Origin of the sequence: Pseudomonas brassicacearum (assembly GCF_003732265.1) — a bacterium.
In the GTDB taxonomy this organism is placed as follows: Bacteria; Pseudomonadota; Gammaproteobacteria; order Pseudomonadales; family Pseudomonadaceae; genus Aquipseudomonas; species Aquipseudomonas brassicacearum_D.
This window is the reverse complement of record NZ_MOBK01000019.1, coordinates 1-11,345: the sequence shown is the minus strand read 5'-3', so window position 1 is coordinate 11,345 and position 11,345 is coordinate 1. Positions and strand designations below refer to the sequence as shown.

Here is an 11,345-nt window from a genome sequence, read left to right as displayed (position 1 = left end):
GCAACCGCGCAAGCCATGCCGGTCAGTAAAGAGCTACACCATCCCTGTGGGAGTGACCTGTGGCGAGGGGGCTTGCCCCCGTTGGGCTGCGAAGCAGCCCCAAAATCTCTGAGTTTCCAAGATCCTTGTGAGTGCTACGCACTCAAACGGGGGCAAGCCCCCTCGCCACAGGGTTCCACAGGTTTCGTTGCGCTGAAATTAACTCAAATAGGTGACTTCTAGCTACAGGACAGCGAACGTGCCTTGTGCTTTTGCGACCAGTTTGTCGCCTTGCATCACATCAGCCTCGACCACCAGCGTGCGGCGACCCGGGTGGATCACCCGCGCCGTGCACATCACTTCACCGTCTGAAACAGCACGGATGTAGTTGATCTTGCATTCGATGGTCGCGCTCTGCTGGTCAAAGCCGTGGGTGCTGGAACAGGCCAGCCCCATGGCAATGTCCACCAGGCTGAACAAGGCCCCGCCGTGCAACTTGCCGCCGCGATTGCGTAGCTCTGGCGCAAGCCCGAGGGCGACGTGCGCCACCCCGGTTTCCAGGCTGTGCAAGCGACACCCCAGCAGCTTGAAAAAGGCGCTTTCGGTGTACCCGGCAGGGATGTCCATCAGCGTTTCTTCAACTGCTTGGCGTTGGCGAACAGCGAAGCCATGGCGTTATTGGCCGGGGCCGCTGCCGTGGTTTCTTTACGCGGTGCAGTGTTCTGGGACTGGCGTGGCGCCGATCCCGGACGTGCGCCGCGAGCCCCGTCGATTTTCTCGCCCGGGGTGTCGCTCATGCGCATCGACAGGCCCACGCGTTTGCGCGGAATGTCGACTTCCATGACCTTCACTTTCACCACATCACCGGCCTTCACCGCTTCGCGCGGGTCCTTGATGAACTTCTCCGAAAGCGCAGAGATGTGCACCAAACCATCCTGATGCACGCCGATGTCGACGAACGCGCCGAAGTTGGTCACGTTGGTCACGACGCCTTCGAGGATCATGCCCAGTTCGAGGTCCTTGAGGTCTTCGACGCCTTCCTGGAACTCGGCGGTCTTGAACTCTGGACGCGGGTCACGACCGGGTTTTTCCAGTTCTTGCAGGATGTCGGTGACCGTTGGCAGACCGAAGGTTTCGTCGGTGTACTTCTTCGGATCGAGACGCTTGAGGAAGCTGGCGTCGCCGATCAGCGAGCGGATGTCACGGTCGGTTTCGGCGGCAATGCGCTGCACCAGCGGATAGGCTTCCGGGTGAACGGCGGACGAATCCAGCGGGTTGTCGCCGTTCATCACGCGCAGGAAGCCTGCGGCCTGTTCGAAGGTTTTTTCGCCCAGACGCGCGACTTTCTTCAACGCGGCGCGGGTTTTGAAAGCGCCGTGTTCGTCACGGTGGCTGACGATATTCTGCGCCAGGGTCGCGTTGAGGCCGGAGATACGGGCCAGCAGCGCCACGGAGGCGGTGTTGACGTCGACGCCCACGGCGTTCACGCAGTCTTCCACCACCGCGTCCAGGCCGCGCGCCAGTTTCAGCTGCGACACGTCGTGCTGGTACTGGCCGACGCCGATGGATTTCGGATCGATCTTCACCAGCTCGGCCAGTGGATCCTGCAAGCGACGAGCAATCGACACCGCGCCACGAATTGAAACGTCCAGGTCCGGGAATTCCTTGGAAGCCAGTTCCGACGCCGAGTAAACCGATGCGCCGGCCTCGGAGACCATGACCTTGGTCATTTTCATCGCCGGGTATTTTTTGATCAGCTCTGCGGCCAGCTTGTCGGTTTCGCGGCTGGCGGTGCCGTTGCCGATGGCGATCAGGTCGACCGAATGCTTGGCGCACAGGGCGGCAAGAACGGCGAGAGTCTGGTCCCACTTGTTGTGCGGCACGTGCGGGTAAACCGTGGCGTGATCCAGCAGCTTGCCGGTGGCGTCGACCACGGCGACCTTGCAGCCGGTGCGCAGGCCCGGGTCGAGACCCAGAGTGGCGCGCGGGCCGGCCGGGGCCGACAGCAGCAAGTCGTGCAGGTTGTGCGCGAACACGTTGATCGCTTCGGTTTCCGCGCCATCGCGCAGTTCACCCAGCAAGTCGGTTTCGAGGTGGGTGTAGAGCTTGACCTTCCAGGTCCAGCGCACCACTTCACCCAGCCATTTGTCGGCGGCGCGATTCTGGTTCTGGATGCCGAATTGCTGGCCGATCATGCCTTCGCACGGGTGCATGGTGCCCGGCAGTTCGTCGCCGACTTTCAGCGCCGAACTCAGAATGCCTTCGTTGCGGCCACGGAAAATCGCCAGTGCGCGGTGCGATGGCATGCTTTTCAGCGGTTCGTCGTGTTCGAAATAGTCGCGGAACTTGGCGCCTTCCTCTTCCTTGCCGGCAATGACGCGGGCACTGAGGGTGGCTTCCTGCTTCAGGTAGCTGCGCAGTTTGTCCAGCAAACCGGCGTCTTCGGCGAAGCGTTCCATGAGGATGTACTTGGCGCCTTCGAGGGCTGCCTTGACATCGGCCACGCCTTTTTCGGCGTTGATGAAGCGTGCGGCTTCGGTGTCGGGCGTCAGGGTCGGGTCGTTGAACAGGCCGTCGGCCAATTCGCCGAGGCCGGCTTCCAGGGCGATCTGGCCCTTGGTGCGGCGCTTCTGTTTGTACGGCAGGTACAAATCTTCGAGGCGGGTCTTGGTGTCGGCGAGTTTGATGTCGCGCTCAAGTTGCGGGGTCAGCTTGCCTTGCTCTTCGATGCTGGCGAGGATGCTGATGCGCCGTTCGTCGAGTTCTCGCAGGTAGCGCAGACGCTCTTCCAGATGCCGCAACTGGATGTCATCGAGGCTGCCGGTCACTTCTTTCCGGTAACGGGCGATGAAGGGAACGGTAGAGCCTTCATCGAGTAGCGCGACGGCCGCTTCGACCTGTTGTGGGCGTACACCGAGTTCCTCGGCGATGCGGCTGTTGATGCTGTCCATAAAACCACCTGACAAATTGTGAAAGCAGGCTCGCAGGCGCAGAGATAGAGGCTCTGCGAGTCTGGTTGAGCGGCCTGGCCTGCGCCGCTGCCTGGATCAAAGGGCACCCCATTGACCCGTGAAATCGAACAATTACTGCGCACGCCCGGGAAATAAATGGCGCCGATTTTGTAGTACCTGTCTGATGTTGCCTGACACAAAAGGCCGCGCATTATAACCAGCGTTCGACTGTTCGGGGGCATCGCAGACTGGAGGGACAATGGCCGGTTTGCTGGCGGTGGAGGAAAAATCTGCTAACAATGCACACGGTGCGTATAACGGCAGCTACGCCATAATGCGCGCCGAGATCAAAGGAGCATCTAATGAGCAGCACTGCAAACACTGCTGAAGGCGAAAAAATTCTAATTGTTGATGACGATCCAGGGCTGAGCAGCCTGCTGGAACGCTTTTTCGTCAGCAAGGGCTACCGCGCCCGCGCCGTTCCAAACACCGAGCAAATGGATCGCCTGCTGGCGCGCGAAGTGTTCAACCTGGTCGTCCTCGACCTGATGCTGCCCGGCGAAGACGGCCTGACCGCCTGCCGCCGCCTGCGCACGGCGAACAATCAGATCCCGATCATCATGCTGACCGCCAAGGGCGACGAGCTGAGCCGTATCAAGGGCCTGGAACTGGGCGCCGACGATTACCTGGCCAAGCCGTTCAACCCGGACGAGCTGATGGCCCGCGTCAAAGCGGTCCTGCGTCGTCAGTCGACGCCGGTGCCAGGTGCACCGGGCAGCGAAGACGAAAGCGTGACGTTCGGTGATTACGAACTGTCGCTGGCGACCCGCGAGCTCAAGCGCGGTAACGAAGTGCACATGCTCACTACCGGTGAGTTTGCGGTCCTCAAGGCCTTGGTCATGAACGCGCGTCAGCCACTGACCCGCGACAAACTGATGAACCTGGCCCGTGGCCGCGAGTGGGATGCCCTGGAGCGCTCCATCGACGTGCAGATTTCCCGTCTGCGCCGGATGATCGAACCTGATCCGTCCAAGCCGCGCTACATCCAGACTGTCTGGGGCGTGGGCTACGTGTTCGTTCCGGATGGCGCCGCCACCAAGTGATCGGCGATTTGTAGGAGCGGGTCTTGCGGACAACGGTCAGATGACTTTGTCCGCAGACTCGCGATCCGCAATATGCGAGCATCGCTCGCTCCTGCAAGTGTGTAGCGGTTATCCATGAAAACCCCCGTTTGGTTCCCCCAGAGCTTCTTCTCCCGCACCCTTTGGCTGGTGCTGATCGTCGTCCTGTTTTCCAAGGCGCTGACCCTGGTTTATCTGTTGATGAACGAAGACGTGCTGGTGGACCGCCAATACAGCCACGGCGTCGCCCTGACGCTGCGTGCTTATTGGGCCGCCGATGAAGAAAATCGCGCGAAAATTGCCGATGCCGCCACCCTGATCCGGGTAGTGGGGGCTGGCGTGCCGGAGGGTGAACAGCATTGGCCGTACAGCGAGATTTACCAGCGGCAGATGCAGGCCGAGCTGGGCGCCGACACTGAAGTTCGATTACGCATGCACTCGCCGCCAGCTCTGTGGGTCCGGGCACCGAGCCTGGGCGATGGCTGGCTGAAAGTGCCGCTGTATCCGCATCCATTGCGTGGCCAGAAAATCTGGAACGTGCTCGGCTGGTTCCTCGCCATTGGCTTGCTATCGACTGCATCGGCGTGGATTTTCGTCAGTCAGCTCAATCAACCGTTGAAACGTCTGGTGTATGCCGCAAGGCAACTTGGCCAGGGGCGCAGCGTGCGTCTGCCGATCAGCGATACGCCCAGCGAAATGACCGAGGTGTATCGCGCCTTCAACCAGATGGCCGAAGATGTCGAGCAGGCCGGGCGAGAGCGCGAACTGATGCTGGCGGGGGTGTCCCACGATTTGCGTACGCCTCTGACCCGATTGCGCCTGTCCCTCGAGTTGATGGGAGATCGAACAGACCTCACGGACGACATGGTGCGCGACATCGAGGACATGGACGCGATCCTCGACCAGTTCCTGGCGTTCATTCGCGATGGCCGTGACGAGTCGGTGGAAGAGGTGGACTTGAGCGACCTGGTTCGCGAAGTCGCGGCGCCCTACAACCAGAACGAAGAAAAGGTCCGTCTGCGCCTGGAACCGATCCAGCCGTTTCCGTTGCGTCGGGTGTCGATGAAACGCCTGCTGAACAACCTGATCGGCAATGCCTTGCATCACGCGGGCAGTGGCGTTGAGGTAGCAGCCTATGTCTCCGGCGACACCAGTGCGCCGTATGTGGTGCTGAGTGTCATGGACCGTGGGGCGGGGATTGATCCTTCCGAGCTGGAAGCGATCTTCAACCCGTTCACCCGGGGTGATCGTGCTCGGGGTGGCAAAGGAACTGGGTTGGGGCTGGCTATCGTGAAGCGGATTGCTTCGATGCATGGCGGGAATGTCGAACTGCGCAACCGTTCCGGTGGTGGGCTGGAAGCGCGGGTGCGGTTGCCGCTGGGGCTGATGTTGCCTCGGGATGCGGTTTAACAGCTGACATCTTGGCTGGGGCGAATGGCCCCTTCGCGAGCAAGCCCGCTCCCACAGTTGACCGCGTACTAACCAGCGACTCGGTCTAATGTGGGAGCGGGCTTGCTCGCGAAGGCGGCCTCGCGGCCGCCACAACAGTCTGGGTTAACCCTTACCTTTGGTGCGCGTCATATTCGGCCCACCATTCTTCTCCAGATGCTCAATGATGATCCCCGCCACATTCTTCCCGGTGGTGGTCTCGATGCCCTCCAGCCCCGGCGAAGAGTTCACTTCCATCACCAGCGGACCGTGATTGGAACGCAGGATATCCACACCCGCCACCGCCAGGCCCATCACCTTCGCCGCACGCAATGCGGTCATGCGCTCTTCAGGGGTGATCTTGATCAGGCTGGCGCTGCCACCCCGATGCAGGTTGGAGCGGAATTCCCCAGGCTTGGCCTGGCGCTTCATCGCCGCGATTACCTTGTCGCCGACCACGAAGCAACGAATGTCCGCGCCGCCGGCTTCCTTGATGTATTCCTGAACCATGATGTTCTGCTTCAGGCCCATGAACGCTTCGATCACCGACTCTGCCGCCGTCGCGGTTTCACACAACACCACGCCAATGCCCTGGGTGCCTTCCAGCACCTTGATCACCAGCGGGGCGCCGTTGACCATGTCGATCAGGTCAGGAATGTCATCCGGGGAGTGCGCGAACCCGGTCACCGGCAAACCGATGCCGCGACGTGACAGCAATTGCAGCGAGCGCAGTTTGTCCCGCGAGCGAGCAATGGCCACCGATTCATTGAGCGGAAACACGCCCATCATTTCAAACTGACGCAACACCGCGCAGCCATAAAACGTTACCGACGCACCGATCCTTGGGATCACCGCATCAAACCCTTCCAGCGGCTTGCCGCGGTAGTGGATCTGCGGCTTGTGGCTGGCAATGTTCATGTAGGCGCGCAGGGTGTCGATCACCACCATTTCGTGGCCACGCTCAGTACCGGCTTCAACCAGACGACGAGTGGAATACAGACGCGGGTTCCGCGACAGCACAGCGATCTTCATGCAACACCTGTGGAAGAGGTAGATACCGGGAACACCGGCTTGTCTTGTACGTACTTGATGCCCGGATTGACCACCAGTTGGCCGTGAATCAGGGCTTTGGAACCGAGTAACAGGCGATAACGCATGGATTTGCGGCAGGCGAGCGTGAACTCGACCCGCCAGACCCGATCACCGAGGGCCAGGGTGGTGCTGACCACGTAGCGCTTCTGCGCGTGACCGTTGGAGCTTTTAATGGTTTTCATCGTCACCAGCGGCGCTTCGCAGCGTCGATGACGCAATTGCACCACCGTGCCCAAGTGCGCGGTGAAGCGAACCCACTGCTCGCCATCGCGCTCGAACGGCTCGATGTCGGTGGCATGCAGGCTGGAAGTACTGGCACCGGTGTCGATTTTCGCCCGCAGGCCCGCGACTCCCAAATCCGGGAGCGCCACCCACTCGCGCAGACCGACGACGGTCAAATGATCAAATGTCTTCAAAATTGCTCAACCGGTAGAAACCGCACGGTCCGCAAGCGGCCGAATTCGCGGTATTCACGCAGAATAATGGTTAAAAGGCGACAGATATCTACGGCCCGGATTTCCAGTCCTCCGAGGAGGTTCTGGAATGCATGCATTGTAATCCGCGCCGGTGGAATTCTTGGTACGACTGAAACGGTAGTACAGTTCACCAATATTTCAGAATGAGGAAATCCCATGGCACAAAAAAACGAAGAGGACGACAAAGTCCGTCTCGATAAATGGCTGTGGGCGGCGCGTTTTTACAAAACCCGAGCCTTGGCCAAGGCTGCGATTGAAAGCGGCAAGGTGCATTGCCGTGGCGAGCGCTGCAAGCCAGGCAAGGAGCCAAGAGTAGGCGATGAATTTGTGATTCGCGCAGGTTTCGAAGAGCGCACGGTGGTGGTTCAGGCCTTGTCGATCGTGCGCCGTGGCGCGCCGGAGGCCCAGACACTGTATGCCGAAACCGAGGCCAGCATCGCCAAGCGCGAAAACGCCGCGGCCCAGCGCAAGGCAGGTGCGTTGGGGATGACCACCGATGGCAAGCCGAGCAAGAAACAGCGCCGGGATCTGTTCAAGTTCCGTGGCAGCAGCAACGACGAGTGAGTTATACAGCCATCGCGGGCAAGCCCCCCCCACAGGGATATGCGGTTAACTGTGGGAGCGTGCGGTGCGACGATTCGACTTGCCCGCGATCGAGTGCGAAGCACTCGCCAGTCACGACTGGATCTCCGGGAAGACTTGCAATTCTCCAATCGAGCAACCATATCGGGTGATTCGCCAGCGGCGCATCGAGCGGACAAACAGCCACTCGTCGAAAATCACACACAGCCTCTGACCTGTAGGCCATAACCAGAAGGCCAGCAGTGCCAGAGCCGCAAAATCGCGAGAGCCCAAACCGGCGGACGTTGCACCTTGCTTGGAACAACCCCGGATTGTTCATAAAATACCGGCCATGCCGGGCACGCGCGATTTTTGACCGTTGAACCCCATTGTCACCCATTCAGATACCCAGACCTATGACCGACCTACCGGATAACGACTTCACCCAACGCTTCATCTTCGATGACAGCGACACCCGTGGCGAGCTGGTCTCGTTGGAGCTCAGCTACGCCGAAGTCCTGGCCAAGCACGCTTATCCGGAACCGGTCCAGCAGTTGCTTGGCGAACTGATGGCGGCCGCCTCGCTGCTGGTCGGCGCGTTGAAGTTCGATGGCTTGCTGATCCTGCAGGCCCGTTCCGACGGCCCGATTCCGCTGCTGATGATCGAGTGCTCCAGTGAGCGCGATATCCGCGGCCTTGCCCGATACGAGGCCGATCAGATTGCCCCTGACGCGACACTCGCCGACTTGATGCCCAACGGCGTGTTGGCGCTGACGGTCGACCCGACCCATGGTCAGCGTTACCAGGGCATCGTCGACCTCGACGGTGAAACCCTGTCCGAGTGCTTCACCAACTATTTCGTCATGTCCCAGCAGGTCGGCACCCGCTTCTGGCTGTACGCCGATGGCCGCCGCGCCCGTGGCCTGCTGCTGCAGCAACTGCCCGCCGACCGTTTGAAAGACGAAGAAGAACGCGCCGCCAGCTGGCAGCACATCACCGCGCTGGGCAGCACCCTGACCGCCGATGAACTGCTAAGCCTGGACAACGAAACCGTGCTCCATCGCCTCTACCACGAAGAGCAGGTGCGCCTGTTCGACGTACAGAAACTGCGCTTCCGTTGCAGCTGCTCCCGCGAACGTTCCGCCAATGCCCTGGTCAGTCTGGGGGTGGAGGATGCGCAAAACCTGGTCGTCGAACACGGTGGCAACATCGAGATCGATTGTCAGTTCTGCAATCAGCGCTACCTGTTCGATGCCGCCGATATCGCTCAATTATTCGCCGGAGCGGGCGTCGACACGCCGTCAGATACCCGTCACTAAAACGGTTCAGCGCAGGTAAATTCACTGGTTAGCGCCGGTATTACGCCGTTACGACGGGAGGGCCCTACTCTTTTTGGGCTTTTCTGGCATAATCCGGCCCACTTTTTCTCGCGGTAGTAGTGCACGACTTTCTACTACAAAACGTTTGGAGCACTCGGCCACTGGCCGATGGGGAACCTCATGACGCAAGCCAATAACGCCGTGTACACCGATCTGAGTGTTGATGATCTGGTTAAAGAAGCCCTGAATCGCGGTGAAGGCGAGCTTGCCGATACCGGCGCGCTGGTTGTTCGCACCGGTCACCGTACCGGCCGTTCGCCAGTCGACCGTTTCATCGTTGACGAGCCGACCACTCAGGCCGCTATCGCCTGGGGCCCGATCAACCGCAAGTTCCCGGCCGACAAGTTCGATGCCCTGTGGAACCGCGTCGAGGCGTTCAACAACGCGCAAGAGCATTTCGTTTCCCACGTGCATGTAGGCGCAGCGGCCGATCACTACCTGGCCGTTAAAATGACCACCCAGACTGCCTGGCAGAACCTGTTCGGTCGTTGCCTGTTCATCAACCCGGCCCAGTACAACCCGGCTGGCCGTGATGAGTGGCAGGTGCTCAACGTCGCCAACTTCGAATGCGTTCCTGAGCGTGACGGTACCAACTCCGATGGTTGCGTGATCATCAACTTCGCACAGAAGAAAGTGCTGATCGCCGGCATGCGTTACGCCGGTGAAATGAAAAAAGCCATGTTCTCCGTGCAGAACTTCCTGCTGCCGGCTTCCGACGTGCTGCCAATGCACTGCGCTGCCAACATCGGCGAAGCAGGCGACGTGACCCTGTTCTTCGGTCTGTCCGGCACCGGTAAAACCACCCTGTCCGCAGACGAAAGTCGCTACCTGATCGGTGACGACGAACACGGCTGGGGCGAAGGCGTTGTCTTCAACATCGAAGGCGGTTGCTATGCCAAGTGCATCGATTTGTCCGAGAAGAACGAGCCGGTCATCTGGAAAGCCATCAAGCACGGCGCAGTCCTGGAAAACGTCGTTATCGATGACGCCAAGCACGCCGACTACGCTGACGTCAGCCTGACCCAGAACAGCCGCGCAGCCTATCCGCTGGAGCACGTTGCCAAGCGTTCCGAGAAGAACCTCGGTGGCGAGCCGAACGCTGTGATCTTCCTGACCTGCGACCTGACCGGCGTGCTGCCGCCAGTGTCGATCCTCAGCGAAGAACAAGCGGCCTACCACTTCCTGTCCGGCTACACCGCTCTGGTGGGCTCGACCGAAATGGGTTCCGGCAGCGGCATCAAGTCGACCTTCTCCACCTGCTTCGGCGCACCGTTCTTCCCGCGTCCGGCTGGCGAATACGCAGAACTGCTGATCAAGCGCATCCGCGGTTTCGGCTCCAAGGTTTACCTGGTTAACACCGGCTGGACCGGTGGTGGCTACGGCGTTGGCAAGCGTTTCAATATCCCGACCACCCGTGGCGTGATTGCGGCGATCCAGAGCGGCGCGTTGATCGGTGCTGAAACCGAACACCTCGACACCATCAACCTCGACGTGCCGTTGGTTGTACCGGGCGTTGAGACTGGCCTGTTGAACCCACGTAACACCTGGGCTGACAAGGCTGCTTACGATGAAGCCGCTAATGCACTGGCTGGATTGTTTGTCGAGAACTTCAAGAAGTTTGAAGTGAGCGACGCGATCAAGGCTGCCGGGCCTAAGCTGTAAGTGTTGGTTTGATGTAATGAAAAAGCCGCCCTTTGGGGCGGCTTTTTTGTGGGCGTTTGGTTTTCACCAATGATCGTAAAACAAGCATTATTCCAGCTGAAAAACGCACTAAATAACCAGAATAATGGCACTTATGGGATTGGCTACATGCCTTCCAGTTTCTCCGTATCCCACCGTTGTGTCTTGATCGCTTGGTAGAGCATACCAATTGTCAGTGGGAGCTTGTCGCCACGACCCTTCGCGCGGCGCTTGAGGGACACGTCAAAGCCATCCGGCTGAAAGTAGCGATAGGCGTCGTAGTCCACCAAGTCGATTCCGAACTGTTCTTCCAGCGCTTCCATCAAATGCTTTGCATCGGCACCGTCGCAGCCAAGGTCGAAATTGATCGAGGTGGCGAGGCTGATGGTTTTGCGTTCGGGCAGACCGAGTTCTTCGTGCAGCAGCTGCATGGTGTGGTCGTCGGGGAAGTTGGGGGCGAGGTTCATGGTGCAGGTGTCTGGTTGGGCTTACGCGGATCTTATTGGGGGGCTGACTTTGGGGGAAGGGTGGATCTGCTTTTGCCTTCGACGAAGACATTGGAACGATCCCGGTTTTCCTTGGCTTGCGCTTTTAGCGCATCAATATGGAATTCGCCGGGACTGTCAGATATTTTGTGTGCGGGCCGTTAACGGCCTGCCGTTAGGCAGCCATGCTTTT

General features: G+C 59.8%; 11 protein-coding genes and 1 pseudogene. 6 read left to right on the top strand and 6 right to left on the bottom strand.

The window, feature by feature from the left end:
• Positions 1 to 222: 222 nt before the first annotated feature.
• Both BK660_RS29365 and BK660_RS29360 read right to left on the bottom strand, forming a co-directional pair.
• A complete protein-coding gene (locus BK660_RS29365; protein ID WP_123436315.1) occupies positions 223 to 606 on the bottom strand; it encodes a PaaI family thioesterase in 384 nt (127 codons plus the stop codon).
• Positions 606 to 2,930 carry a Tex family protein gene (locus tag BK660_RS29360; RefSeq protein ID WP_123436314.1) on the bottom strand — a complete coding sequence of 775 codons (2,325 nt, stop codon included), beginning with the start codon at positions 2,928 to 2,930 and terminating at the stop codon, positions 606 to 608. The genes BK660_RS29365 and BK660_RS29360 overlap by 1 nt, the downstream gene beginning before the upstream one ends.
• Before the next feature lie 259 nt (positions 2,931 to 3,189).
• On the opposite strand from BK660_RS29360, the gene BK660_RS33210 reads away from it, so the two are divergent.
• From BK660_RS33210 to BK660_RS29350, 3 genes are all read left to right on the top strand, one after another.
• Positions 3,190 to 3,318 carry a hypothetical protein gene (locus BK660_RS33210; protein ID WP_259698544.1) on the top strand — a complete coding sequence of 43 codons (129 nt, stop codon included), beginning with the start codon at positions 3,190 to 3,192 and terminating at the stop codon, positions 3,316 to 3,318.
• Entirely contained in the window at positions 3,293 to 4,033 is a 741-nt protein-coding gene (gene ompR, locus BK660_RS29355; RefSeq protein ID WP_123436313.1) for an osmolarity response regulator transcription factor OmpR, read from the top strand. Before BK660_RS33210 ends, ompR begins: the two co-directional genes overlap by 26 nt.
• A 114-nt stretch (positions 4,034 to 4,147) precedes the next feature.
• Complete coding sequence (locus tag BK660_RS29350) at positions 4,148 to 5,461, top strand: ATP-binding protein (RefSeq protein WP_123436312.1); 1,314 nt, start codon at positions 4,148 to 4,150, stop codon at positions 5,459 to 5,461.
• A 144-nt stretch (positions 5,462 to 5,605) separates the two neighbouring features.
• Here BK660_RS29350 and rimK read toward each other — a convergent pair whose 3' ends face one another.
• Together rimK and rimB are read right to left on the bottom strand one after the other, a co-directional pair.
• Complete coding sequence (gene rimK / locus BK660_RS29345; protein WP_007949201.1) at positions 5,606 to 6,511, bottom strand: 30S ribosomal protein S6--L-glutamate ligase; 906 nt, start codon at positions 6,509 to 6,511, stop codon at positions 5,606 to 5,608.
• Positions 6,508 to 6,987 (bottom strand): retropepsin-like aspartic endopeptidase RimB, encoded by a 480-nt coding sequence (rimB, locus tag BK660_RS29340; RefSeq protein WP_007949200.1) that lies wholly within the window; start codon positions 6,985 to 6,987, stop codon positions 6,508 to 6,510. Before rimB ends, rimK begins: the two co-directional genes overlap by 4 nt.
• A gap of 216 nt (positions 6,988 to 7,203) precedes the next feature.
• On the opposite strand from rimB, the gene BK660_RS29335 reads away from it, so the two are divergent.
• Positions 7,204 to 7,611 carry an RNA-binding S4 domain-containing protein gene (locus BK660_RS29335; protein ID WP_027922234.1) on the top strand — a complete coding sequence of 136 codons (408 nt, stop codon included), beginning with the start codon at positions 7,204 to 7,206 and terminating at the stop codon, positions 7,609 to 7,611.
• A 112-nt stretch (positions 7,612 to 7,723) separates the two neighbouring features.
• On the opposite strand, the pseudogene BK660_RS33205 reads toward BK660_RS29335, so the two are convergent.
• Positions 7,724 to 7,948: pseudogene (locus BK660_RS33205) on the bottom strand (phosphatase PAP2 family protein); the annotation flags it as partial.
• 76 nt (positions 7,949 to 8,024) lie between these two features.
• Here BK660_RS33205 and hslO point away from each other — a divergent pair.
• Both hslO and BK660_RS29320 read left to right on the top strand, forming a co-directional pair.
• The gene (gene hslO, locus BK660_RS29325; protein WP_027922233.1) at positions 8,025 to 8,927 is read left to right on the top strand and encodes an Hsp33 family molecular chaperone HslO; all 903 of its coding nucleotides are present in this window, start codon (positions 8,025 to 8,027) and stop codon (positions 8,925 to 8,927) included.
• Positions 8,928 to 9,107: 180 nt separating this feature from the next.
• A complete protein-coding gene (locus tag BK660_RS29320; RefSeq protein WP_123436311.1) occupies positions 9,108 to 10,649 on the top strand; it encodes a phosphoenolpyruvate carboxykinase in 1,542 nt (513 codons plus the stop codon).
• 143 nt (positions 10,650 to 10,792) lie between these two features.
• Here BK660_RS29320 and BK660_RS29315 read toward each other — a convergent pair whose 3' ends face one another.
• Positions 10,793 to 11,134, bottom strand: a complete 342-nt coding sequence (locus BK660_RS29315) for a DUF1493 family protein (protein WP_123436310.1) — start codon at positions 11,132 to 11,134, stop codon at positions 10,793 to 10,795.
• Between the last annotated feature and the right edge of the window lie 211 nt (positions 11,135 to 11,345).

Excerpts from the sequence above, each read along its gene's own strand:
- ompR (WP_123436313.1), top strand. The coding sequence starts at position 3,293 with ATGAGCAGCACTGCAAACACTGCTGAAGGCGAAAAAATTCTAATTGTT.
- BK660_RS33210 (WP_259698544.1), top strand. The coding sequence starts at position 3,190 with ATGGCCGGTTTGCTGGCGGTGGAGGAAAAATCTGCTAACAATGCACAC.
- BK660_RS29315 (WP_123436310.1), bottom strand. The coding sequence starts at position 11,134 with ATGAACCTCGCCCCCAACTTCCCCGACGACCACACCATGCAGCTGCTG.
- BK660_RS29365 (WP_123436315.1), bottom strand. The coding sequence starts at position 606 with ATGGACATCCCTGCCGGGTACACCGAAAGCGCCTTTTTCAAGCTGCTG.
- BK660_RS29360 (WP_123436314.1), bottom strand. The coding sequence starts at position 2,930 with ATGGACAGCATCAACAGCCGCATCGCCGAGGAACTCGGTGTACGCCCA.
- BK660_RS29335 (WP_027922234.1), top strand. The coding sequence starts at position 7,204 with ATGGCACAAAAAAACGAAGAGGACGACAAAGTCCGTCTCGATAAATGG.
- rimK (WP_007949201.1), bottom strand. The coding sequence starts at position 6,511 with ATGAAGATCGCTGTGCTGTCGCGGAACCCGCGTCTGTATTCCACTCGT.
- hslO (WP_027922233.1), top strand. The coding sequence starts at position 8,025 with ATGACCGACCTACCGGATAACGACTTCACCCAACGCTTCATCTTCGAT.
- BK660_RS29350 (WP_123436312.1), top strand. The coding sequence starts at position 4,148 with ATGAAAACCCCCGTTTGGTTCCCCCAGAGCTTCTTCTCCCGCACCCTT.
- BK660_RS29320 (WP_123436311.1), top strand. The coding sequence starts at position 9,108 with ATGACGCAAGCCAATAACGCCGTGTACACCGATCTGAGTGTTGATGAT.